Annotated in this window: 18 protein-coding genes and 2 pseudogenes; 7 read left to right on the top strand and 13 right to left on the bottom strand. The window is 74.3% G+C overall.

The window, feature by feature from the left end; translation table 11 throughout:
• Window positions 1–147: 147 nt before the first annotated feature.
• Window positions 148–672, top strand: a complete 525-nt coding sequence (locus ACZ6S4_RS37340) for a GNAT family N-acetyltransferase (RefSeq protein WP_465479435.1) — start codon at window positions 148–150, stop codon at window positions 670–672.
• A 63-nt stretch (window positions 673–735) separates the two neighbouring features.
• Here ACZ6S4_RS37340 and ACZ6S4_RS37345 read toward each other — a convergent pair whose 3' ends face one another.
• The 3 genes from ACZ6S4_RS37345 to ACZ6S4_RS37355 are packed head-to-tail and all read right to left on the bottom strand — an operon-like array spanning window position 736 to window position 4,953.
• Window positions 736–2,481 carry a glycosyltransferase family 4 protein gene (locus ACZ6S4_RS37345; RefSeq protein ID WP_465479436.1) on the bottom strand — a complete coding sequence of 582 codons (1,746 nt, stop codon included), beginning with the start codon at window positions 2,479–2,481 and terminating at the stop codon, window positions 736–738.
• Window positions 2,478–3,911, bottom strand: a complete 1,434-nt coding sequence (locus ACZ6S4_RS37350; RefSeq protein ID WP_465479437.1) for a glycosyltransferase — start codon at window positions 3,909–3,911, stop codon at window positions 2,478–2,480. The genes ACZ6S4_RS37345 and ACZ6S4_RS37350 overlap by 4 nt, the downstream gene beginning before the upstream one ends.
• A complete protein-coding gene (locus ACZ6S4_RS37355) occupies window positions 3,892–4,953 on the bottom strand; it encodes a glycosyltransferase family 2 protein (RefSeq protein WP_465479438.1) in 1,062 nt (353 codons plus the stop codon). The genes ACZ6S4_RS37350 and ACZ6S4_RS37355 overlap by 20 nt, the downstream gene beginning before the upstream one ends.
• Window positions 4,954–5,310: 357 nt before the next feature.
• Between ACZ6S4_RS37355 and ACZ6S4_RS37360 the strand changes: the two genes are divergently transcribed.
• Window positions 5,311–6,624 (top strand): glycosyltransferase, encoded by a 1,314-nt coding sequence (locus ACZ6S4_RS37360; RefSeq protein ID WP_465479501.1) that lies wholly within the window; start codon window positions 5,311–5,313, stop codon window positions 6,622–6,624.
• On the top strand, window positions 6,621–8,222 hold the full coding sequence (locus ACZ6S4_RS37365; RefSeq protein ID WP_465479439.1) for a glycosyltransferase family 2 protein: 1,602 nt from the start codon (window positions 6,621–6,623) through the stop codon (window positions 8,220–8,222). Before ACZ6S4_RS37360 ends, ACZ6S4_RS37365 begins: the two co-directional genes overlap by 4 nt.
• Window positions 8,223–8,231: 9 nt before the next feature.
• On the opposite strand, the gene ACZ6S4_RS37370 is transcribed toward ACZ6S4_RS37365, so the two are convergent.
• From ACZ6S4_RS37370 to ACZ6S4_RS37380, 3 genes are all read right to left on the bottom strand, one after another.
• Window positions 8,232–9,227 (bottom strand): chemotaxis protein CheB, encoded by a 996-nt coding sequence (locus ACZ6S4_RS37370; protein ID WP_465479440.1) that lies wholly within the window; start codon window positions 9,225–9,227, stop codon window positions 8,232–8,234.
• 61 nt (window positions 9,228–9,288) lie between these two features.
• Window positions 9,289–10,848: a thiamine pyrophosphate-requiring protein gene (locus tag ACZ6S4_RS37375; protein ID WP_465479441.1), complete on the bottom strand. Its 1,560-nt coding sequence runs from the start codon at window positions 10,846–10,848 to the stop codon at window positions 9,289–9,291.
• A 92-nt stretch (window positions 10,849–10,940) separates the two neighbouring features.
• Complete coding sequence (locus ACZ6S4_RS37380) at window positions 10,941–11,090, bottom strand: hypothetical protein (RefSeq protein ID WP_465479442.1); 150 nt, start codon at window positions 11,088–11,090, stop codon at window positions 10,941–10,943.
• A gap of 180 nt (window positions 11,091–11,270) precedes the next feature.
• Here ACZ6S4_RS37380 and ACZ6S4_RS37385 point away from each other — a divergent pair.
• A pseudogene (locus tag ACZ6S4_RS37385) lies at window positions 11,271–11,541 on the top strand (poly(ethylene terephthalate) hydrolase family protein); the annotation flags it as partial.
• A 124-nt stretch (window positions 11,542–11,665) separates the two neighbouring features.
• Window positions 11,666–12,025, top strand: a complete 360-nt coding sequence (locus ACZ6S4_RS37390; RefSeq protein ID WP_465479504.1) for a hypothetical protein — start codon at window positions 11,666–11,668, stop codon at window positions 12,023–12,025.
• Window positions 12,026–12,049: 24 nt separating this feature from the next.
• On the opposite strand, the gene ACZ6S4_RS37395 is transcribed toward ACZ6S4_RS37390, so the two are convergent.
• The 4 genes and pseudogenes from ACZ6S4_RS37395 to ACZ6S4_RS37410 all read right to left on the bottom strand — a co-directional run bounded on the left by ACZ6S4_RS37395 (window position 12,050) and on the right by ACZ6S4_RS37410 (window position 14,728).
• The gene (locus tag ACZ6S4_RS37395; protein ID WP_465479443.1) at window positions 12,050–12,313 is read right to left on the bottom strand and encodes a DUF6343 family protein; all 264 of its coding nucleotides are present in this window, start codon (window positions 12,311–12,313) and stop codon (window positions 12,050–12,052) included.
• A 27-nt stretch (window positions 12,314–12,340) separates the two neighbouring features.
• Window positions 12,341–12,700, bottom strand: a complete 360-nt coding sequence (locus ACZ6S4_RS37400; protein ID WP_465479505.1) for a hypothetical protein — start codon at window positions 12,698–12,700, stop codon at window positions 12,341–12,343.
• A gap of 100 nt (window positions 12,701–12,800) precedes the next feature.
• Window positions 12,801–13,070 (bottom strand): annotated as a pseudogene (locus tag ACZ6S4_RS37405) (STAS domain-containing protein); the annotation flags it as partial.
• A 107-nt stretch (window positions 13,071–13,177) separates the two neighbouring features.
• Window positions 13,178–14,728, bottom strand: a complete 1,551-nt coding sequence (locus tag ACZ6S4_RS37410) for a glycosyltransferase family 39 protein (RefSeq protein WP_465479444.1) — start codon at window positions 14,726–14,728, stop codon at window positions 13,178–13,180.
• Window positions 14,729–14,835: 107 nt separating this feature from the next.
• Between ACZ6S4_RS37410 and ACZ6S4_RS37415 the strand changes: the two genes are divergently transcribed.
• Window positions 14,836–15,597, top strand: a complete 762-nt coding sequence (locus ACZ6S4_RS37415) for an SIR2 family NAD-dependent protein deacylase (RefSeq protein WP_465479445.1) — start codon at window positions 14,836–14,838, stop codon at window positions 15,595–15,597.
• Here the strand turns inward: ACZ6S4_RS37415 and ACZ6S4_RS37420 are convergent, their stop codons facing one another.
• From ACZ6S4_RS37420 to ACZ6S4_RS37430, 3 genes are all read right to left on the bottom strand, one after another.
• The gene (locus tag ACZ6S4_RS37420; protein WP_465479446.1) at window positions 15,598–17,019 is read right to left on the bottom strand and encodes an aminotransferase class V-fold PLP-dependent enzyme; all 1,422 of its coding nucleotides are present in this window, start codon (window positions 17,017–17,019) and stop codon (window positions 15,598–15,600) included.
• Complete coding sequence (locus ACZ6S4_RS37425; RefSeq protein WP_465479447.1) at window positions 17,012–17,578, bottom strand: hypothetical protein; 567 nt, start codon at window positions 17,576–17,578, stop codon at window positions 17,012–17,014. The genes ACZ6S4_RS37420 and ACZ6S4_RS37425 overlap by 8 nt, the downstream gene beginning before the upstream one ends.
• Window positions 17,579–17,655: 77 nt before the next feature.
• Entirely contained in the window at window positions 17,656–19,227 is a 1,572-nt protein-coding gene (locus tag ACZ6S4_RS37430) for an AMP-binding protein (RefSeq protein ID WP_465479448.1), read from the bottom strand.
• A gap of 69 nt (window positions 19,228–19,296) precedes the next feature.
• Between ACZ6S4_RS37430 and ACZ6S4_RS37435 the strand changes: the two genes are divergently transcribed.
• Complete coding sequence (locus ACZ6S4_RS37435) at window positions 19,297–22,677, top strand: ATP-binding protein (RefSeq protein ID WP_465479449.1); 3,381 nt, start codon at window positions 19,297–19,299, stop codon at window positions 22,675–22,677.
• The last annotated feature ends 57 nt before the right edge of the window (window positions 22,678–22,734 follow it).

The raw sequence follows: 22,734 nt of genomic DNA on the forward strand, positions 1-22,734 counted from the left end.
GGCTGAGCAGCACCACGACGCGGTCCTACGGCCGCGGCACGACCGCGTGGTCGTAACGGCCGCGGCCACAACCGTGTGCTCAGCAGCACTGGGACTCGGTCGTAGCGGCCACGGCCGCGACCGGCCGTGATCAGTAAAATGCTGGCCGTGCTGATCCGAGCGAAGACCGAGGCGGACACCGCCGGCTGCGTCGACCTGTTGCTGCAGGTCCACCGGCAGGACAATTATCCGCTGCACCTCGCGCCGCACGAGGTCCCCGGCTTCCTCGCCGGTGAGCACGAAGACGCCGCGTGGGTGGCCGAGCGGGACGGCCGGATCGTCGGGCACGTCGCCCTGCACTGCCCTCCGCAGGACCCGACACTGACCGTCGCCGCGGCGGCGACCGGCCTGCCGACGGACGGGCTGGCCCTGGTGTCGCGGCTGTTCATCGCGCCGGACCTGCGCAGGAACGGCCTGGGCCGGGTGCTGCTGCGGCACGCGGCCGGACAGGCGCGGGCGTTCGGGCAGCGGGCGGTGCTCGACGTCGGACAGGCGCTGGCGCCGCCGATCGCCCTCTACGAGTCGGAGGGCTGGAACAGGGTCGGCGAGCTGCATCCGGCCCTCGACGACGGCACGATCCTCGACCTCTGGGTGTACGTGAGCCCGGAGTCACCCGACCTCCGGATGGTCTAGCGCACCTCAGGATGGTCCGGCTCACCTGAAGAAGGTCCAGCTCACCTCAGGAAAAGGTCCAGCTCAGCGGCGCAAGATCCGGTCGCCGACGACCGCTGGGATCCGACGCAGGTAGCGGATGACGGCTTCCGGTCCCGGGGCCGGCAGCACGGCCGTCGCCCGCTGGACGCCGGACAGGATCCGGTCGGGGACAGTGACGGCGGAGAACCGTACGAGGCGGGACAACCGACGAGGGCTACCCGGCGAGGGCTGGTGGGCCACGGTCGGCGGCGTAGGGGCGGCCGCGCCGGGGTGGTAGAACTCGCGGAGCCGGCTCGCCACCGCGGCGAAGCCGTAGCGCCCCGCCAGGGTCGCGCGGGCCCGGGGCAGGTCCAGCGTGTCCAGCTCCTTGCACAGCCGGCGGTAGCCGTCGGCGATGACGTCCGGGTCCTCGCCGGGCTCGATGAGCAGGCCGGCCTGGTGCTCGATCCCGGCCAGGGTCTCCGCCGGGCCCTGGCTGCGGGCGACCAGCACCGGCGTACCGGTGGCGACCGCCTCGACCACCGTCATGCCGAAGGTCTCCAGCCGGCTGGCGTGCACGAGCAGGTCGTGCTCGTGCATCAGCGCGGTCACCTGGTCCGGCGGCACGGCCGGCCGGCGGGTGACCCGGCCGCTGAGTCCCAGGCCGGCGATCCGCCGGTCGAGGGTGTCTGCCAGCGGGCCCGTCCCCACCAGGGTCAGGCTGACCCGCGGGTCCTCGGCGGCGATCCGGGCGAAACCGTCGACCAGGGTCAGCACGCCCTTGTGGGCCATCAGCCGTCCGGCGTAGAGCCAGCGTGACAGCTCGCGGGGCGGGCGTTCGCGGACGGTGAACCGGTCGAAGTCAATGGCGTTGGGCACGATGCTCATCTTGTGGGCGTGCTCGGGGAAGTAGTCGGCCAGCTGGTCGAACAGGTGCCGGCCCACGCAGAGCAGGGCGTCGGCGCGGGACAGCATCTCGGCGTACTGCTCGCGGGCGCCGGGCTGGGCGAAGACCTCGGGCAGGAAGGTCGCGTGCTCGGTCACCACGATCCGGGCGTCCGCGCGGGCCAGCCGCATCGCCACGACCCCGCCCAGCATGCCGGTGTGGGCGTGTACGACCGGCGCCTCGATCCGGCCGGTCGGCAGGGTGGCGCGCAGGGCCCGGACCTGGGCCTCGGCGAACGCCGGGTAGCCGCGGCCGGCCGCGGTGGGCACCGCCACGCGGGTCAGTTCGCCCTCGGGTGTGTCGTGCACGACCGCCTGCCCGGAGCGGGCCGTCTGCCGTTCCGCGGCGACCCCGACGCGGTTGCCGGCCACGCCCGTCGGCGAGTAGTACCAGTTCTGCGTGTGCAGAATCGCGACCCGGTCGTGGTCCGGCCGCACCGCCGCGGTCGAGGCCTGCACGAACGCCCCCGCATAGGGGTCGTCGGGCGAGGGGTACCAGGGCGTCACGACGGCCAGGTCGGCCGGTGCGGTACGCCGTCCGGGCTCCGCCGAAGGCTCCAGCCGGATGGACACGCCCGGACGCCGGCGGCCGACGAACCACGCCACGGCCAGCGCCTCGGGGTCCCCGGCGATCAGCAGGCCGTCGTCGGGCAACGGGCCGTCGGCGGCGAGCAACATTCGCCGGGCGGTGCCCGCGTCCAGCCGATGCACCGTCACCGCGGGTGGCAATTGGACCTGTGCCCATTCCGCCCGGTCGGTGATGAGCAGGGTGACGCGCGTGCCGGCCGCGACGAGGGCGGCGGTGTGGTGCACCGCCGCGGTGATCCGGCGAGTGCCCAGCGCGACGTAAACCGCTGTTGTCACGTCCGCGCAGATCCGGATTCGGATCGGGCCGGGGCCGCGGCCGCGGCCGCGCCGGATCCGACCGGGGCCGTGCTTTGGGATCCGACCGGAGCCGCAGGTCCCAATCCGACCGGGGCTGCAGGTCCCAATCCGACCGGGGCCGCAGGTCCCAATCCACCCGGGGCCGCAGGTCCCAATCCACCCGAGGCCGCAGCTCCCAATCCACCCGAGGCCGCAGCTCCCAATCCACCCGGGGCCGCAGCTCCCGATCCACCCGAGGCCGCAGGTCCCAATCCACCCGAGGCCGCAGCTCCCAATCCACCCGAGGCCGCGGGCCGCGCGCAGACGGCCTCGTACAGCTGCTCGAGCCGGGCGGTCTGGTCGTCCAAGTCGAAGTGGGCTTCCGTGTGCCGGCGCGCCTGACGGCCCAGGCGGCCCCGGAGCTCGTCGTCGGTGAGCACCTGCCGGATAGCCGCAGCCAGCGCCGGTCGGTCGGCCTCGGGGCACAACAAACCGGTCTCCCCGTGCACCACCGCTTCCGGGATGCCGCTGTGGTACGTGGAGATCGTCGGCAGGCCCGCGCTGCCCGCCTCCAGTATCGTGGTCGGCAGCCCCTCGGTGTCACCGTCGGGTGCCTTCTTCGACGGCGAGACGAACACCTTGGCCTCGGCCAGCGACCGGCGCACCACAGCCGAGTCCTGCGCGCCCAGGAACGTCGCGTCCAGGCCCAGTTCGGCGGCCCGGCGCCGGCTCAGCTCCTCCAGCGGGCCGGTGCCGATGAACAGCATCCGCGGGCGCAGGTCCCCGACCATGGCGGCGGCCTCCAGCAGGTCGTCGATGCCCTTCTTGGCGACGAAGCGCCCGACGAAGAGTATGTCCCAGCGCGGCGGCAGCGGCGCCGGGACGCCGGCGAAGGGTACGCCGGTGTGGTGCACGCGTACCTTCGCCGGGTCGGCACCCAGCTCCGTCGCGCGGTCCCGGATGAACTCCGACACGGCGATGATCAGGGTGGCGCGGGCGAACATCGTCCGCAGGTGCCGGCGGTGCCGGGCGCCGCGCAGGCCGGGCCGGCGCGGCTGGCTCGTCACGTCGAGGCCGTGCAGGGTGACCACCAGCGGGATGCCCAGCTGGGTGGCCGCCCGGCTGATGAGCCAGCCGTCGCCGGCGAAGTGCGCGTGGACCACCGCCGGGCGCAGTCCGGCCAGCAGGCGGCGCAGCCGGCCTGATCTCCCGGTCAGCCGCAGCAGGAACCAGCCCGCCCGGCCGGCTGCGGTTCTCGGGAAGGCGATCACGTCGGTGTCCGCGGCGATCGGGGACGCGACCTTCACCGCGCCCAGATAGGCCGGTTGCCAGCGGGTCAGCGCGCCGCCCTGATGGCGGATGAAGGTCTCCGAGCCGGGCAGCAGGCAACTGCGCCAGACCGCGACGGTCCTACCGGCGGGCGCCGTCATGCGCCAGCTCCCCACTGCGCTCCCCGAGCGCCGGCACGCGCCGTTCGGCGGCCCCGGCAGGGACACGCCGACGAAGCCGGTGGTCAGCCGCGACGCTTTCGCGCTGCTCCCGGCGGCGGCCCAGGACCAGGTCGCGCAGGTTGTGGCGCAGCTTCGGCGGGATCAGCCAGATCTGCAGGAAGGTCAGGTAGTCGATCGGGCCGGGACGGCCGTGCCGGCGCGCGTCGCGCAGCAGCATCCCGAAGATCCGGGCGCTGCGGGTCGGTGCGGCCATCGAGCTGATCACGCTCATGAGCAGAGCCGCGTACGCCCGCGGAGTGAGCAGGTGACGGCTGCGGTGCAACCACTCGAGCTGTCCCTCCCAGGGCGAGCTCAGCGTGATCCGGGGGCGGTCCTCGTCCTGGTGGAAGAGCACCAGCGCCTCGGCCGCGATGACCAGCTCGACCTCGTCGTGGCTGACCGCGCGCAGCACCCAGTCGAGCTCCTGCATGCGGCGCAGTCCGACGGTGAACGGCTCCCGGCGCAGCAGCGCGGTCGGCGCCATGATGGTCGACGTCTGGATGAAGCCGTCGCCGTAGAACAGGCCGCGGCGCACGGTGAGGTATTCGCTGACCGGCTCGCCCGGCGCCGGCAGCCGGCGCGGCATGACGGAGTCGGCGCGCGGGGTGCGGTTGATCAGGCGGCTGGCCACCACCGGCATCGCCACCCCGGCGTCGCGGGCCGCGTCGAGCTGAACCGCCAGCTTGTGGGGCAGCCACTCGTCGTCGTCGTCCAGCAGGGCCGTCCAGGGCGCGCGCGCCTCGCGGACGCCGACGTTGCGGGCGTTCGGGGCGCCACCGGATTTGGGCAGCACCAGCACCCGCAGCCGCGGGTCGGTGATCAGCGCCAGCGCGTCGCTCGTCGCCTCGTCCGGCCCGTCGACCACCACGATGACCTCGATGTTGCCCACCGTCTGGGTCAGGGCGCTGCGGACCGCGCGCGTCACCAGCTCCGGGCGGAAACGCGTCGGAATGACCACGCTGACTTCGGGCAGGGCGTTCATGGTGAACCTCTCAACTCCGCAATGAGGGCGAGCGCATTGGCGTGAGCGAATCGCAGTGCGAGCACCCGCGGCGCGCGGGACACGGCCTGGAAATTACGGAGCACGAACGGCCGGCGGGTTAATAGCCGGTGGATAGTGCGCGTAGAACGCGAAAGCACCTGCGGCTGCCCACTACGTACGCCGGTTAACGTCAGCTGACCGGTAAATGGCGGAAGCACCAATGGCATCCGAATTTCCGATGCCGATTGCCTTTTCCGGGCGGCCCTATACACTCGCCGGCATTCGCATTGCAGATCGGCAGGTTTGGGGAAGGCGTACGTGACGATCGACGAGGCCGGGGCCGGCCGGCGTGTCGTGATGCTGGTCGACAACGGCGTCGAGGGCGACTCCCGGGTGCAGAAGACCGCCCAGTCGGCCGCCGACGCGGGGTGGGATGTCGTCCTGCTGGGCTGTTCACCCACCGGGGTGGAAGAGCACCGGCGGCTCGGTGGCGCGGCGGTCCGCCTGCTCGCGATGACCGGTCCCGCGACGGGAACGGGTGGCCTGCGCGCCCGGCTGCTGGCCCGCGGTGGACTGCTGCTGCGGGCGGCGCGGTGGGCCCGGCGTCCCGTGGAGTACGCGCAGGTGTGGTTCTGGCGGGCCGTCGAGGGCGACCGGGCCTGGCGGCGGCTGGAGCCGGGCCTGTGGAACTACGAGCGGGCCTTCGGTGCGGTGATCGACGAGCTGGCACCGGATCTCATCCACGCGCACGACTTCCGGATGCTGGGGGTGGGTGCGCGGGCGGCGCTCCGGGCCCGGGCCGCCGGCCGTCCGGTGAGGCTGCTCTGGGACGCGCACGAGTTCCTGCCCGGCGCCCGGCCGAGACGCGACAACGCGCGGTGGCTGCCCGCCCATCTGGCCTACGAGCGGGAGTACGTGCCGTACGCCGACGCGGTCGTGACCGTCTCCCCCATGCTGGCCGAACTCCTGCGGCGCGAGCACCACCTGGCCGAGCTGCCGGCCGTCGTGCTCAACGCCCCCGCGGTGACCACGCCGCAGGACAGCAGCGTGGCGCCCGATCTGCGCCGGCTGTGCGGCCTGGACGACACGACTCCGCTGCTGGTCTACAGCGGCTCGGCCACTGTCCAGCGTGGACTGGACACAGTCGTGGCGGCGCTGCCCCGGCTGGAGGGTGTGCACCTCGCGCTGGTCGTCGGCGATGCCTCGACGCCGTACGTGCGGGAGCTGCTCGCCACCGCGGCCCGGCTCGGGGTCGCCGGCCGGGTCCACACCGTGCCCTATGTGCCGCACCGGCAGGTGCCGGCCCTGCTGGCGTCGGCCGACGCCGGCCTGATCCCGCTGCACCACTGGCCCAACCACGAGATCGCGCTGATCACGAAGTTCTTCGAGTACTCCCACGCGCGGCTGCCCATCGTGGTCAGCGACGTGCGCACGATGGCCGGGACCGTCCGGGCCACCGGGCAGGGCGAGGTGTTCCGGGCCCGGGACGCGGCCGACCTCGCGCGGGCGGTCCGGGCCGTGCTGGCCGACCCCGCCCGCTACCGCGGGGTCTACGAAGGTCCGGACAGTCCGCTGCCCGCCTGGACCTGGGAGGTCCAGGCCCAGGTGCTCGACGCGCTCTACCGGCGCCTGCTGGCCGGTCGCACGATCAAGGAGAACACCCCGCGATGAGCGTGCCCGACGTCAGCATCGTGGTGCCGGTCTACAACACCATGCCCTACCTCACCCAGTGCCTGAACTCGCTGGTCGAGCAGACCATCGGGCGGGAACGGCTGCAGATCGTCGCCGTGGACGACGGCTCGACCGACCGCAGCGGCGCGGAGCTGGACCGTTTCGCCCGGCGGTATCCGGACCTGTTCGCCGTCATCCACCAGGCCAACTCCGGCGGCCCGGCCGGCCCGTGCAACCGGGCGCTCGAGGTCGCCACCGGCCGCTACGTCTTCTTCGTCGGGTCCGACGACCACCTCGGCCCGGACGCGCTGCGCCGGCTGGTGGCCGCGGCCGACACGTACGGCTCCGACGTGGTGCTGGGCAAGGTGGTCGGCGTCAACAGCCGGCACATCTACCAGGACATCTTCGCCCGCGACGAGCCCGACCTGGACCTGTTCGACTCGCCGCTGCCACGATCGCTGGCCAACACCAAGCTGTTCCGGCGGGAGCTGCTCGAGCGGCACGCCATCCGCTACCCCGAGGACATGCGGATCGGCAGCGACCTGCCGTTCACCCTGGAGGCGTGTTACCGGGCCCGGCGCATCTCGGTGCTGGCCGACTACGACTACTACTTCGCCGTCCGGCGCTTCAGCGCCACGAACATCACCTACCTCAGCCGGCACGTGGAACGGTTGCGGACCGCCGAGGCGATCGTGTCCTTCGTGGCGAAGCTGATCGAGCCGGGCCGGCACCGCGACGCCGTGCTGCTGCGCCGGTTCGACCACGAGGTGGCCCGCCTGCTGGAGGACGACTTCCTGCTGCTGGACCGGGACGTGCAGGCGCAGCTCCACGAGGGCGTGGGCCGGCTGGTCGCCGACCATCTCACCGAGGACATCGCGGCCGGGCTGGGTGCGGAGACCCGGATCCGGATGGCGGTGGCCCGCGACGGCGATCTCGACGACCTGCTGGCCGTCATCCGCCAGGACGCGCGCCGCGGCGCACCGGGCACCCTCGTCGAGGACGGCCGGTGGTACGCGCGCTATCCCGGCTTCCGGGACCCGGAGCGCCGGCTGCCCGACTCCTGCTTCGAGGTGACCGCGCACCCGGACTGGGCGGCCCGCCTCGACGCGACCGGGCTCGACTGGGAGACCGACGAGCGCGGCCGGCGAATGCTGACCATCACCGCGCGTACGCCCGTCGCCGACCTGTCCGCCCTCGGCCTCGACCGGATCGCCGTGAGCGCCGAGGAGGTGCCGGCCGAGGTGAGTGTCGTCGGCAGTGACGCGACGGGCACCACTGTACGGATCAGGTTTGCGGCGGCGGAGCTGGTGGCCGCCACCGCGGCGACCGGCCGGCGCCGGATCGTCTCGTCGCAGGCCGGGCAGGGCGACGTCACCCGCGCGCTGGGTGCGGCGAGCGCCACCGGCGCGGCGGGCGCGATGGCGGTGCGGGCGCCCACGCTGCGCCGCCCGAAGCCGCTGGTGCTCCGGCGCGGCGCTCGTTTTTCCGCGCTGACCTGCACGGTGGAGGGCTCCGGCCGGCTCATGATCTCCGTGGTGCCGTTGACGCCGCAGCGGGTCGGCGCCCACGTCCGCCGAATTCTGCGCCGCCGGGGTTGACCGCGCCGGTCAGGCCTCCGCTCGGTCGGCCGGCACGCCGGTGATGAAGTGCTTGCGCAACGCCTCAGCGGCCTGCGTGACCTCGGCTGCCGAGGCCTCGTGGCGGCGGTGGGCGAGCTCGTCGCCCGCCCGGGCCGCCTGCTCGGCCAGCTCAGCGAGCACCGTGGCCTTCTCCTGCATGGCGCTCAGGGCGGTCCACAGCGCCGCCTCGATGCCCTCGTTGCTGGCGGCCACGAACGACTCCGGCGCGTACGAGTGCCCGGTGTGGCAGACGTAGTGCACCGAGTTGCCGCTCGTGACCGCGTTCATGCCGCCCGCGCACTCCGGGCAGCCCAGACCCACCGGCGCGCCGGCCTGTGGCACCTTCGACAGTGACTCGCGAACCATGTCCGTCTCCCAGATGAGCGCCTCGGTCGGCCCGGTGGCGGCGGGCCGCAACGGACGGCCGGCCTCCTCGATGATCGCCCGGGCCAGCTGCGCGGCCGGCCGGGCCGTGGCGCCCGGTACGGCCCGCAGCGCCGCCCGGGGCATGCCGTCGAACATCGCGTCCCCGGGGTCCTGCACCAGTGCCGTGCCCCCGCACTCCACGATGGCGGCCAGTCCGGCGGCACCGTCGTCGAGGCTGCCGGACAGCACCACCCCGGTCACCCTCGGGCCGCACCACCTGGCCGCCGAGCGGAAGAGGGTGTCGACGGCGGGCCGGACGCGGTTCTCCCGCGGGCCGCGGCGCAGCCGGAGCACGTCGTGATCGTCGACCAGCAGGTGCCGGTCGGGCACGGCCGTGTAGATGCGCCCCGGCGTGATCGGCAGGCCGTCGGTGGCCTCCACCGCCGGCAGCGGACCGGCCTTGGCCAGCACGGCGGCGACCTTGCTGGGCACGGTCGGAGCCAGGTGGGTCGAGACCAGTACAGCCGCGGGCAGGTCGGCCGGCAGATAGGCCACCAGCTGCTGCAGCGCCTTCAGGCCACCGGCCGAGGCACCGACGACCACGATGTCCCTGCGCACGCTCTGTCCCTCCGCCGGCGAAGTGCCCGGTTGCCCGAAACCGGCGATCCGAAACGTACGGTCAGCCGGCCGGGTCGTCGTAGCCCTCGTCCGCGCTTTCCCGGCGCAGGTGGGCCCCGGCCCGGCGGGCCGTCTCCCCGCCCTCCGCGGCCAGGCCCGCGTACATGCCCTTGACCTTCTCGAACGGGCGCCCGGGAGGCAGCAGCGGAACGGCCGGGTCGACGACGGCGTCGATGACCACGGGCCGGTCGGCCGCCAGCGCGGTGTCCCAGGCCGCCGGCAGGTCGCCGGGCGACGTGACGCGTAGCCCCCGCAGGCCGAGCAGTTCGGCATAACCGGCGTAGGGCACCTCGGGCAGCTGCTGGGAAGTGGCGAACCGGGGCTCGCCCTCCATCTCGCGCTGTTCCCAGCTCACCTCGGCGAGGTCCCGGTTGTTGAGCACGCAGACCACGAACCGCGGATCGGCCCAGTCGCGCCAGCGGGCGGCCACGGTGACCAGCTCGGCGAGGCCGGTCATCTGCATGGCGCCGTCCCCGGTCAGGGTGATCACCGGCCGGCCGGGGGCGGCCAGCTTGGCGGCGATCCCGTACGGCAGCCCGCAGCCCATCGAGGCGAGCGTGCTGGACAGGTGGGCCGGGACGCCGCGGGGCAGGCGCAGGTGCCGGGCGTACCAGTAGACGACCGAGCCGACGTCGACCGCCACCTGGGCGTCCGCGGGCAGCCGGTCGGAGAGGGAGTGGACGACGAACTGGGGGTTCATCGGCTCGGCCGGGGCGGTGGCACGGGCGGCGGAGATCTCGTGCCACCGGCGTACCCATGCTTCGATCTGTTCCCGCCAGGGGCGCTCTGGGCGCGGCTGCACCTCGGCGAGCAGACCGCGTACCGTTTCGGCGGCGTCGCCGAGCAGCGGCACCTCGATCGGATAGCGCATGCCGAGCTGCCGTCCGTCGATGTCGATCTGCACCGCCCGGGCCTGCCCGGGCGCGGGGTAGAACTCGGTCCACGGGTCGTTGGTGCCGATCAGCAGCAGGGTGTCGCAGTGGCGCAGCAGCTGCTCGCTCGCCGTGGTGCCCAGGTGGCCCATCACCCCGGTGTGGAACGGCAGGCCCTCGTCCAGCACCGGCTTGCCCAGCAGGGACGCCGTGACACCCGCGCCGAGCCGATCGGCCAGCTCGACGATCTCCGCGGCCGCGCCGTACGCGCCCTGGCCCACCATGATCGCGACCCGCTCGCCGGCCCGCAGCACCTCGGCCGCCGCCCGCAGGTCCTCCTCGCGCGGCACGACCCGGGCCGGGCGCAGGCCCGGACTGGTCACCATGACGCCGTGCTCGTGCGCGGCCGGATCGGGCGCGGGCGCCGACTGCACGTCGTGCGGCAGGATCACGCAGGTCGGGCTTCTGGTGGCCAACGCGGTCCGGAACGCCCGGTCGATGAGCATCGGCACCTGCTCGGGGGTGTGCGCGGCCTGGACGAACTGGGCGCAGACGTCACCGAAGAGCCGGACCAGGTCGATCTCCTGCTGGTACGCGCTGCCCAGCACCGTGGAGGCCTGCTGCCCGACGATCGCCACCACCGGCTTGGAGTCGAGCTTGGCGTCGTAGAGGCCGTTGAGCAGGTGCACCGCGCCGGGGCCCTAAGCAGATCCGCGACTGTACGCCCAGCCATGACGTTCTCCTCCCGGTGGCAGGTCCCGTCTACCCCGCCGCGCCGGGCTCAATCGGCGGGATCCGGCCAGACCGCGGTCAGCAGGGCGCGCAACGCCTTCTCCGGCGCATCGAGGTCGGACTGCTCGTACAGCAGCCCGGCGTAGAGGGCGGCCTCGGCCATCCGGGTGTAGAGGTAGGCCGGCCGGTCGAGGTCCACGTCCGGGTCGGCCGGAGAGCCGCATCCCGCTTCCAGGAACCGGTGGCGAAGTGCCGGGTCACCTCCAGGACGCCGTCGACGCCGTCCCGCGTCCGGGCCTTCCGCGCGGCGTCCAGGCGCAGCTCGCCTCGTGGCTGGTCACCCGGCGAGGGGTCACCGTGCTCCTTCCCCGGCCCAGCGGTGAGCGGCTTCGGCGGCGGGGACATCTACTACCCCACCAGCACGTCCGCCGGCACCTTCGGCGCGGTGGCGATCGCGCCCGGCTACACCGCGAGCCGGTCCAGCATGGCCTGGCTCGCGCCACGGATCGCCTCGCAGGGCTTCGTGGTATTCAACATCGACACGCTCACCCGCTCGGACCAGCCGGCCAGCCGCGGCCGGCAGCTGCTGGCCGCGCTGGACCACCTGACCCAGCGCAGCAGCGTGCGCCCGGATCGACACCGCGCGGCTTCGCGCCGAACAGCTCGCACACCACGATCGCGAAGTACAGCTCCCTGCCGCCGATTCCGCTCAACCCGGCGCCGCGCCGGCCGACAGACACGCTGCGGATGACGTCGAGGAACGGACGAGCAGGGATGAGCGTACGGTCGCGGGTGACCCGGGTCAGGATGACCCACAGCGCCCGGCGCGCCGACCCGGAGGCAGCGCGGGGCTTCCGGGGCGGGCTGATCGCCGGCCTGGCGCCGCAGCTGGGGATCGTGGCGCTGATGGTGTTGTCGTACGCCACCGCGCGCAACCATGAGGAACAAGCTCTCGCCACCATGGCCGCGCTGCTGGAGCTGCCCCTGATCCCGGGCGCGCTGGTCCTGGCGCTGGTCCGCGCCGTCCGGACGCAGACCCGGCCGCGGGCGCGGGGCCTGGCCGCCGGCACCGGTCTGGGCCTGCTCGTCGTCCTCGTGCTGATCGGAGCCCACGACGGAGTCACGAGAAGCTGAGCCCGCCACCGCTCATCCCGGTGATCACTCGAACAGGGACCGGCCGCCGCCCTGGGCGCGGCGACGGGCCCGGCGGCGCAGCACGATCACCACTAGGTCGACGGCGGCGACAACAGCCAGCAGGACGAAGAGACCGCCGAACAGCACGAGACCCGCACGCAGCAGGAGGACGGCGAAGACGATCGAGGTGATCAGACCGAACAGGGCCAGCACCATCCGCAGGTTCAGCGCGCTGTAGGGCCTACCGACGGTGCCCCGGCGTCCGGGCGGCTGCGGAGTGATGGACATGGTGGCGGGTACCCCCTTCCCGGCGCCTCATCCGCGCCGCGGCCGGCCACTGCCGGCCCATCCCGCTGCTGCGAAGCCGGCCTCGACCGCCGCGTCCAGCAGCGCGGCGCGGCGCCATCGGGGCGACATCGCGGCCAGCGCGACGCAGCTGCCGGTGTGCAGCGTGTCGACGACGGCACCGAGACCCGCGACCGGGCCGGTCGGCGCCAGGGCGCTCGCGGCTGCCTGGAGGAGGTGCCGGGCAGCGAGCACCCGGGCCACCGTGACGGCAGCCGCCGGGACCGGCCCCGGGCCACCGGCCCGCAACACCACTTCCGGTACGACCAGCAGCACTCCCGCCCAGCCGGCCCTGGCCACGGCCGTGGCCCGTACCCCCGACATCGTCATTTCCTGACCTCTCGCATCGCGCCGCAGTACCCCGCTGCGTACGGGTGACACCTGGCGGTGAGCGCTGTCCGGACGGCAGCAGGGCGCCGGCGCCGATCAGAGTCAGGATCTGGACGACGGCCGGGCTGACGCCGGTGATGCGCAGGGTCACCCGGCGGTGGGTGGCGATGCGGTGGACAACGATGATCGCGCCCGCGCCGGTGGCGTCGAGCAGGGTCACCGCGGCCAGGTCGATGTTGACGCCGGTCACGTCGCCGCGGTCGAGCAGGGCCATGATGGACTCCCGGAGCCGGGGTGCATGCTGCATCTCCAGTTCTCCGCGCACGAGAACCTCCACGGTTCCCGAGCCGTCCGCCTCGATGTCCAGCACGCCGGGCCCCTTTCCGCCGGATGTCCCGCCGCGGCCGGATCGCCAGGTCGCGCGTGGATCAGGCCTACCCCTGGTCGGCGCCTTCTAACGGGCCACCCGCGGCCCGCTCAGCGGCGATAGCGGTACAGGGCGACCGTGCCCCGGTTCACCTGCCAGATGCCGACACGTTCGTAGTCGTCGCGCAGCAGCGGCCGCAGGGCGGGATAGCCGGTGGCCGGGTCCTTGCGGGGACCGCTCACCAGCAGCCACACCCGCGGCACCCCGGCCACCCGGGCCGCGGCGTCCGGATACTCCTCGGCCATGAGCCGGCCCGCGTCCGCCGCAGAGCGGCGTTGCAGCAGGTCACGGGGGAACATCCGGTCCTGGTGCAGGTAGTAGTCCATGCCCGCGCGCATCGCCCGGGACCGGATCTCGAAGACCATACCGTCGCCGGGTCGCTGGTGCTGCTGGATGAGGGCCGCGATGCTGCGGTAGTCCGGTCCGTTCTTGGCGGTGAGGCCCCGGACCGCGCGCTGGCCGGGATACGCCGTGGCGGCCACGACGGCGAGGACCGCGATCAGGCGCAGCGCCGCCGGGCCCCGGCCCCGCGGCTTGCGGTCCACCCGCAGCTGTCCCACCACAGTGACCGCTGCCAGCATGGCCAGCGGCACGAGTACGACCAGCAGATACCGGGCCACCCACATAGGAGAGACCAGGACCGAGACGGCGGCCACCACGATCACCGGGGCTGCCGCGAGCAGGGCGACGGGCACCACCGCCGAGACCGGACGCCAGTACGCGACCAGTGCGAGCCCCACCAGCAGCCAGGCCGTCGGCACCGAACCGACGATCTGCCCCGGCGCCGAGCCGAGTGCGCCCACCGTCAGGGGATCCACCCAGGCCAGCTGGCTGTCCCGCTGCCGTACGCCCAGCCAGGCCACCGGCGACAGCACCACGAGCGCGGCCGCCAGCGTCACGCCCCAGACGGCGACCACCCGCCAGGACCGGTCGCGGCGTGCGCGGATCAGCACCATCGCGGCGTGGGCGGCCAGCGTGGCGAGCGCGACGAGGTGACCGAGCCCCAGCAGCACGACGCAGACCCCGTACCCGGCCCACCGCACCGGCCGGCCGCGTTCCAGCGCACCGACCAGGGCGAGCAGGGCCAGCACCGACATCAGGCAGGCGAACGCGTACGGGCGCGCCTCGGCCGCGTACCGGGAAGTGTTGGGCAGCGCGCAGAGCAGGATGCCGGTGACCGTGCCCACCACCGGGTCGAACAGGCGGCGGCCGAGCTGACCGGCCGCCGCGACCGCCGCCGCCATGGCCACGATCGACGGCAGCCGCAGGTCCAGCTCCGACGTTCCGGCGAGCCGGGTCCAGCCGTGCATGAAGAAGTAGTAAGGGCCGAAGACAGCGTCGATGTTCTGCCCGAGATGCCAGATCTCGGCCGGTGAGCGCCCCGCGACGTCCGCCGTGGTCACCTCGTCCCAGCTGAGCACCGGCCGGTTCGCGCCGACCAGCCCCACGACCAGCATCAGCGCGCCCGGCACGACGCTCGGCACCAGCCGCAGCAGCCGGTCCCGCCACGGCGGTCCGGCCTCGCTGGTGGGCGGCGCCTCATCGGGAGGTGGCGGGTCGGCCACTGACGCCGTCGGCGCCACGATGGCCGCACCGCGCATGGTCGCTCCCCCGAGCTTCGACTTCCGCGAGCCAGCGGGATCCCCCGCGATCCCGCAAGCAAACCGCGTCGCGGCCGCCGGCAGAACGGCAATTGCATACTGTGCGAATGGATCACGACCCAGCCGTACGGGAAGCAGCCGCCTTGCTCGCCCAATCCCGGCGGGTGGTGGTCTTCACCGGGGCCGGGGTCTCCGCGGAGAGCGGCATCCCGACCTTCCGCGACGCCCTCACCGGACTCTGGCAGCGGTTCGACGCCCAGTCGCTGGCCACCCCGGAAGCCTTCCGCGCCGACCCGGCCCTGGTCTGGGGTTGGTACGAGTGGCGGCGCAGCGCCGTGCGCCGGGCCCGGCCGAACCCGGCTCACGTCGCGGTGGCGACGATCGAGGCCCGCCGGCCGGGCACTGTGGTCATCACGCAGAATGTGGACGACCTGCACGAGCGGGCGGGCTCGGCGGCACCGGTGCACCTGCACGGCAGCCTGTTCGCGCCGCGGTGCTTCGAGTGCGGACAGCCGGCGTCGCCGCCCGGGCCGGCCGACGAGCCGCCGGACGGCCGGCGCCTGGAGCCGCCACGGTGCACCGCGTGCTCAGGCCCGATCCGGCCGGGGGTGGTGTGGTTCGGTGAGGCGTTGCCGCAGGCGGCCCTGCGTGCCGCGGCGGAGGCGGCGGCCGCCGGTGACCTGCTGCTGACGATCGGGACCTCCGGGCTGGTGTATCCGGCCGCGGAGATCCCGCACCTGGCGGCCCGGGCCGGAGCCGCCGTGGTGCAGCTCAACCCGATGCCGACGCCGCTGGACCCGATCGCCGCGGTCAGTCTGCACGGCCCGGCCGCGCGGCTACTGCCCCGACTCGTCGACGCGGCGGGCTGATCAGCGGCGTCCTCCGCGATCCCGGTACGGCAACGACAACCGCCGAGGGTCCGGGGTGGGGCGGCAGTCCGTGCCGTCCGGCGTGCTGGTGTAGGTCCACCGTGGTCCCTCCGTGGCGATGGTGGTGACGGCGGCGGTGAACCGCTCGCCGTCGGCCGCGGTGGTGCCGATGCCGGTACTGGCCCGGACCGCGCCCGGGATCGCCGTCGGCACGCCCCGGGCCAGGTCGTCGCGCAGGCGGGCGTCCTGGGCCGCGTCGATGTGCAACAGGGCGGCCATCAGCGGGTGCGCGCAGAAGCAGCCGTGTCTGACCCCGATGGCGAACTCGGCGCTGAGGATCGCGGCGACCCGCGCGTAGGGCACGTGGCGCAGGGCGAACGGCAGCACCCCGATGCGCGGGTGGCCGGCCGGCCAGAGCCGGAAGATCTCGATCCCGGGCACGGCCAGCAGCCGCTCCCGGGCCCGCTCGATCACCGTCGTCTGGTGGGCCTCGAGGCCGTCCCGGTCCGCCGCCTGCAACGTCCGGCAGGCCGTCGCCAGCGCCACCGCACCGAGCACGTTCGGCGAGCCGGCCTCCTGGCGGTCCGGCAGGTCGGCCCACAGCGTGGTGTCCGTGCCGACGTAACGGACCGCTCCCCCGCCGGCCAGGAACGGCTCCCCGGCGCCGAGCCAGTCCCGCCGGCCGACCAGCACGCCGGCCCCGAACGGCGCGTACAGCTTGTGCCCGGACAGGGCCAGGTAGTCCACGTCGTCGGCGGCCATGTCGATGCGCCGGTGCGGGGCGAGCTGCGCGGCGTCCAGCATGATCCGGGCGCCGTACCGGTGCGCGAGCCCGGCCATCCGCGGGTACGGCCAGATCTCCCCGGTCACGTTGGACGCCCCGGTCACGGTGACCAGCCGGTTCCGTCCGGCCGTGGGCCGGGCCAGCGCCCGGTCGAGACGATCGAGGGCGTCGTCGGCGCTGTCCGGCACGGGCAGCAGGGTGAGGTCGCGGCGCCGCCACGGCAGCAGGTTCGCGTGGTGCTCGGTGGCGAAGGCGATCACCTCCGTGTCCGGCGGCAGCGCGGCGGCGAGCAGGTTGGTCGCGTCGGTGGTGTTGCGGGTGAACACCACGACATCGTCGCCGCGTCCGCCGACGAAGTCGCGGACCGCTTCCCGGGCGTCCTCGTAGGCCTCCGTGGTCAGCTGCGACTTGTACCCGGCGCCGCGGTGCACGCTGGAGTACCAGGGCAGCAGCTCGTTGACCGCCTCCCGGACCGTGACCAGGCAGGGGGCGCTGGCCGCGTAGTCGAGGTTCACGTAGCGCCGCTCGCCCCCGTCGACGAGCGGAACCTTGATCGCCTCCCCGACCAGGGCCGGCCGCCCCGGTTCCCGGTCCAGCACGGTCGCCACCGGCTGCGGGCCGATCCGCACGTCAGCCATCTCGGTGCCCACTCTCCGCGGCGACCGGCCGGCGCGCGGAGGGCTCGGCCCGCCGGCGGCGGACGAAGGCTCCGGTGGCCCGGGCCAGCAGGTACTCGTACAGGGCGGCGCCGAGGTTCGCGCCGATGAGGAAGACCAGGGCCTGGCCGGAGGTGATCGAGTCGGTGAGCGCCGCGGCCCCGAAGGCCCCGAGGTAGTACGGGATCTCCTTGGCGAGTTCCGTGCCGACGTACCCGGTGGCGGCGGCGGTGCGGTGCGCGCGGGCACCGCTGGTCCGGCGCCGGGCGACCTCGTACGCCACCTTGGACAGGATGTTGGTGCTCGTGCCCGTCGTGATCAACAGCGACCAGTTGGCCCGGACGTTGGCGTGCAGGCCCCAGCCCCAGGCGGCGTAGCTGAGCAGCAGCAGGGCCACCAGTCCCGGCGTACCGACCGGGGTGAGAAGTCCCGAGGCGACCGCGGCCGTGCCCACGACGGCGGCGAACGCGTCCAGCGCGTACGTCGACGCCACCGTGGCGCCGAGACTGACGACCCAGCTCAGCAGTCCGCCGCGTGCCATGGGCGCCCCTCCCGCCGCGGGCGCCGGCCGCACCCGAATATCCGAGTGCGGCCGGGCCGCCGGAAATACCAAGGTCGTCACGAACGGTGGGCCCGTTCCGCCTCGACGAGCACGCGGCGCAGCAGTTTGCCGGCCGGGGAACGCGGCACCGACTCGGTGATCCGCACCTCCCGCAGCCGCTTGTACGGCGCGACCCGCTCGGCGACGTACGCGAGCAGCTCGTCGGCCGTGGCGGGACCGCGCAGCATCACGTACGCGACCGGCACCTCACCGGCGTCCGCGTCGGGCCGCGCCACCACGGCCGCGTCGGCGACCGCCGGATGGGTCAGCAGCAGGTGTTCCAGTTCGGCCGGCGCCACCTGGTAGCCCTTGTACTTGATCAGCTCCTTGAGCCGGTCGACGACGTACAGGTAGCCGTCCTGGTCGAAGTAGCAGAGGTCGCCGGTGTGCAGCCAGCCGTCCACGTCGATGGTCCGGGCGGTCGCGGCCGGGTCGTTGCGGTAGCCGCGCATCAGCTGCGGGCCGCGTACCCACAGCTCGCCGGTGCGGCCGGCGGCCAGGTCGGTGTGGCTGCCGGGGTCGACGATGCGCGCCTCGGTGCCGGGCACCAGCCGGCCGACCGAGCCGCGCCGGGGCGCGTCGAGCGGGCCGCCGGAGATGAAGGCTGACGTCTCGGTCATGCCGAGGCCCTGCGCGACGGCGCAACCCAGCCGCTCGGCACACCGCTGTTCCTGGTCGGCGCCCAGCGGTGCCGCACCGACCCCGATGGCCCGCAGCGAGGACAGGTCGTAGTCGTCCACCATCGGGTGGTACGCCAGCGCCAGGGCGATCGGCGGGACCACGATGGTCAGCGTCGCCCGGTGCTGCTGGATCAGGCTCAGGAACGCCTCCAGGTCGAAGCGGCCCATCGTGACGACGGTGGCACCGGCGGCCAGGCTGCCCGGCAGCACCAGGTTGAGGCCGAGCGCGTGGAAGAACGGCGCCACGGCGACGACCACGTCCTGCTCCTGGAAGGCCAGGGAGGCCTCGCCCTGCCGGACGTTGGTGACCAGGGCAGAGTGCGTCAGCTCGACCCCTTTGGGCAGGCCGGAGGTGCCGCTGGAGAAGGGCAGGGCGGCCAGGTCGCGGTCCGGGTCGATCGGCACGCGCACCGGCGGGTACGAGTGGCCGACCAGTTCGCTGAACGGGGTGGCTCCGGGGGCCGTACCGAGCACGAACACCTCCTCGACCCCGGCCCGGGCCGCCGCGGCCACCGCCTGCCCCGCCAGTGCCGGCACGGTGACCAGCAGCCGGGCCCGCGCGGCGGTGAGCTGGGCGGTGAGCTCCTCGACGGTGGCCGCCGGGCTGGCGCCGGTGACGATCCCGCCGGCGGCCATCGCCCCGTAGGCGATCACGGCGTACTCCGGCAGGTTGGGCAGATGCACGGCCAGGACGTCGCCGGGCGCGAAGCCCCGGGCGACCAGGCCGGCGGCCATCCGGTCGACGCCGCCGGCGAGATCGCGATAGGTGATCGCGCGGCCGGTGGCCCCGTCGATCAGGGCCGGCTTGTCGCCGAGCCGGGCGGCGTGCCGGAGGACGAGCGCGGGCACGGTGCTCCCGCCGGTCTCCACATCGGGCAGGACACTGCGGATGGTGCTGGAAAGAGTCATGACCGCGACCGTAGGAAGCAAGCGTGTGCGGTCCGTTTCCCGACCGTCAGCGCAGCGTGGTTCGCGGTAATGTCCCAGCTGACGACGGCGGTGGCGATGGTGCATGAGGAGCTGCGGGTCCGGGTGCTCGGCTCGGCTGAGCTGACCGTGGGTGGGCGTCCACTCGCGGAGCTGGCGTCCGTCAAGGCGGCGGCCCTCGTGTACTACCTCGCGGTCACCGGCACCCAACACTCCCGCTCCGCGCTCGCCGGGCTGCTCTGGAGCGAGCTGCCCGAGCCGACCGCGCGGGCCAACCTGCGGCTGGTGCTCACCAAGCTGCGCCGGGCGCTGCCGGAGCACGTGGTGGCGACCCGGCAGACGGTCGCCCTCGCCACGGATCAGCCGGTCTGGGTGGACGCGGCCGAGGTCGCCCGGGCCGCCACCGCCGAGCACGACGGCCCGGAGCTGGCGGCGGCGGTCCGGCTCTGCCGCGGCGATCTCCTGGACGGGTTCACCGTGCCCGGCGCACCGGTGTTCGACGAGTGGCTGACCGGGCGCCGGGCCGCCGTACGGGCGGACATGCTCGCGGTGCTGGAGCGCGCGCTGCGCTGCGCCCGCGACCAGCGGGACACCGCCACCGGCGTCGAGATCGCGCGGCGGATGCTGGAGCTGGACCAGCTGACCGAGGAGGCGCACCGGGCGCTGATGTGGTTCCTGGCCGCCGCGGGCCGGCGCAGCGCCGCCCTGGCCCAGTACGAGACCTGCCGCTATCTGCTCCGCGAGGAGCTCGGGGTGGAGCCCTCGGCGGCCACCTCGGACCTGCGCGACAAGATCGCCGCGGCCGCCGGCTTCACCGAGCTGCCCGGTCCCCCGCCGGTCCCCGAACTGCCGCGCCCGTTGACGTCGCTGATCGGGCGGACGAGCGAGCTGGCCCGGCTGCACGCGCTGCTCGACGACCCCGCGTGCCGGCTGGTCACCCTGGTCGGCCCGGGCGGTATCGGCAAGACCCGGCTGGCGGTGGAGATCGCGACCGCCCGGCGGGAGCGGCATCGCGACGGCACGGTGTTCGTGTCGTTCGTGGGCACCGAGGACACCGCCGATGTCGTCGTCAGCGCGCTGGCCCGGGCCCTGGGCACAGCCGGCACGGTGCCCCGCGACCCGCTGGAGGTGCTCACCGAGCACCTGGCCGAGCGCGAGATGCTGCTCGTGCTGGACAACCTCGAGCACCTGAGCGCGGCCGCGGCGACGATCGCCGGCCTGCTGCGCCGGGCGCCGGCGACGCAGGTCCTGGTCACCTCGCGCCGCCGGCTGGCGCTGGGCGCGGAGTGGCTGGTCGAGGTGCCCGGCCTGCCGTGCCCGCCGCCGGGAGCCGGGGCCCGGGCCGCCGGGTACGAGGCGGTGCAGCTGTTCGACGAACGCGCGCGGCTGCTGCGCCCGGGTTACGCCTCCGGTTCCGGCGACGAGGACGTGGCGCGGATCTGCCGGCTGGTGGCCGGCGTCCCGCTGGCCATCGAACTGGCCGCCCGCTGGGTCCGCGGCGCCGCGCCGCGGGCCATCGCCGACCGGCTGGCGGCCGGCCCGGACCTGCTGGAGACCACGTCCGCCGACGTCGAGCCCCGGCACCGCAGCCTGCGGACGGTCATCGACTGGTCCTGCGAGCTGCTCACCGACGAGGAACGCGGCGTGCTGCGCCGGCTGTCGGTACTGCGCGGCGGCTTCGACCTGGCCGCGGCCACCGCCGTCGCGGACGCGGGCCTGCCGCTGCTCGCGGCCCTGGTCGACCACTCGCTCGTCACGGTCGGCCCGGACGGCCGCTACAGCATGCACGAGCTGCTCCGGCAGTACGCCGCCGAGCAGCTCGCCGCCGACCCGGCGCAGGAGGCGCGCACCCGCCGCCGGCACGCCGAGCACTACGCCGCCCGGCTGCGCGGACCGGCCGAGGCGGGGACCGAGGCGGAGAATCTGCGCGCGGCCACGGACTGGCTGCTCGCGCACGCCGATCCGGTCACCCTGGACGCGCACCTGCTGCGCCTCTGGCTGCTGTACCGGCGGGCGGGCTCGTTCCGCGAGGCGCGGACCGTCTTCGGTACGGCGTTGCAGCGCGACGACATCACCCTCGTGCACCGGGCCCGCTGGGAGCGCCTGCTCGGCGAGGCCCACCAGCAGCTCGGCGCGGAGCACGCGGCGCGGCACCACCTGGAGCAGGCACTGGCACTGCTGGGCCGGCCGGCTCCGGTGTCGGCCGCCGGCGGGCTGCGGGTGCTCGCGGGGCAGACGCTGCGCCGGCTCGTGGACGGTGGTCGCCCGCGGCACCGCGACGACCTGCGGGAGATCGATCACGAGCGGGCCGCCGCCGGGTTCACCATCATCGAGGTCTACTGGGTGTTGCAGGACCGGATGCCGGTCCTGCCGACCTCGCTGCGGGCCCTCGCCGACGCCGAGCGCGCCGGGGACCTCGACCTGGTCCTGCGGTGCCGGGCCGGGCTGGGCATGGTGCTGGGCACGCTCGGCCGGCACCGACTGGCCCGGCGGCAGCTGGACGCCGTCACCGCGGCCGTCGAGCGGACCGCCGACCCGGTGACCATCTGCTGGGTCGGCATCGTGGGCGGCCTGCACTGGCTCGGGGCCGGCGACTGGACAGCGGTCGAATCCGTCACCGGCTCGGTCCGCGAGCTGGGCCGGCGCACCCCCATGCACCGGTGGACCGACGAGGCGCTGTTGATCACCTCGGTCGCGCACTACCTGACGGCCCGGTACGAGCAGGCGGCCGCCGTGGCCACCGAGGCGATGACCGCCGGCCGGGACCGCCGGGACCCGGTCGTGCAGAAGTGGGGACTGCTCGTCCTGATCGAGACGGCCCTGCGTACCGACCCGGCGGATCCGGCCCTGCCCGGGTGGCTGGCCGAGGCCGAGCGGCTGCTGCCGGAAGTGCTCGGCGTCGACACCGGCCGGCTGCACGTGGTGCGGGCCCGGCTGGCCCTCATGGCCGGTGACCGGGCGGCGGCCTGGCAGGAGATCCGCACGGCGGACCACCTGGTGGGCCCGCAGCCTTCGCTCGAGCAGTACTCGCTGGAGGCGCACGCCGGCCCCGCCGAGGTGTGCCTGGCCCTGCTCGATCCCGGCCCCGGCCCCACTGCGGCCGCCGCGGAGTTGCGCGCGACGGCCGCGGTCGCCGTGCGCCGGTTGCGCCGCTACGCGAGCCGGTTCCCGATGGCCCGGCCGCGGGCTCTGCTCTGCACCGGCCGGCAGGCCCTGCTCAACGGTCACCACGGCCGCGCGCTGCGGGCGTGGGCGCGGGCGGCGCGGCTGGCCGAGGACCTGCGGATGCCGTACGAGCTGGCCCGGGCGCACGAGGAGCTGGGCCGGCACCTCGCCGCGGGACAGCGGTCGCCGCTGGGCCTCGACCGGGCCGCCCACCTGGCCGCGGCCGCCGCCGGATACCGGGCCGCGGGCTGTCACTCGACGCTCTGACCTGCGCGGAGGCCATGGTTTCTGAGACTATGAACCGATATAGGCCATCGGTCCGGT

Source organism: Actinoplanes sp. NPDC051405, assembly GCF_055586185.1.

What these genes read in the sequence shown, in the direction of transcription:
- ACZ6S4_RS37425 (WP_465479447.1), bottom strand. Translation starts at nt 17,578, where the DNA reads ATGGCACGCGGCGGACTGCTGAGCTGGGTCGTCAGTCTCGGCGCCACG.
- ACZ6S4_RS37400 (WP_465479505.1), bottom strand. Translation starts at nt 12,700, where the DNA reads ATGACGATGTCGGGGGTACGGGCCACGGCCGTGGCCAGGGCCGGCTGG.
- ACZ6S4_RS37435 (WP_465479449.1), top strand. Translation starts at nt 19,297, where the DNA reads ATGTCCCAGCTGACGACGGCGGTGGCGATGGTGCATGAGGAGCTGCGG.
- ACZ6S4_RS37355 (WP_465479438.1), bottom strand. Translation starts at nt 4,953, where the DNA reads ATGAACGCCCTGCCCGAAGTCAGCGTGGTCATTCCGACGCGTTTCCGC.
- ACZ6S4_RS37365 (WP_465479439.1), top strand. Translation starts at nt 6,621, where the DNA reads ATGAGCGTGCCCGACGTCAGCATCGTGGTGCCGGTCTACAACACCATG.
- ACZ6S4_RS37360 (WP_465479501.1), top strand. Translation starts at nt 5,311, where the DNA reads ATGCTGGTCGACAACGGCGTCGAGGGCGACTCCCGGGTGCAGAAGACC.
- ACZ6S4_RS37430 (WP_465479448.1), bottom strand. Translation starts at nt 19,227, where the DNA reads ATGACTCTTTCCAGCACCATCCGCAGTGTCCTGCCCGATGTGGAGACC.
- ACZ6S4_RS37350 (WP_465479437.1), bottom strand. Translation starts at nt 3,911, where the DNA reads ATGACGGCGCCCGCCGGTAGGACCGTCGCGGTCTGGCGCAGTTGCCTG.
- ACZ6S4_RS37395 (WP_465479443.1), bottom strand. Translation starts at nt 12,313, where the DNA reads ATGTCCATCACTCCGCAGCCGCCCGGACGCCGGGGCACCGTCGGTAGG.
- ACZ6S4_RS37420 (WP_465479446.1), bottom strand. Translation starts at nt 17,019, where the DNA reads ATGGCTGACGTGCGGATCGGCCCGCAGCCGGTGGCGACCGTGCTGGAC.
- ACZ6S4_RS37415 (WP_465479445.1), top strand. Translation starts at nt 14,836, where the DNA reads ATGGATCACGACCCAGCCGTACGGGAAGCAGCCGCCTTGCTCGCCCAA.
- ACZ6S4_RS37410 (WP_465479444.1), bottom strand. Translation starts at nt 14,728, where the DNA reads ATGCGCGGTGCGGCCATCGTGGCGCCGACGGCGTCAGTGGCCGACCCG.
- ACZ6S4_RS37390 (WP_465479504.1), top strand. Translation starts at nt 11,666, where the DNA reads ATGAGCGTACGGTCGCGGGTGACCCGGGTCAGGATGACCCACAGCGCC.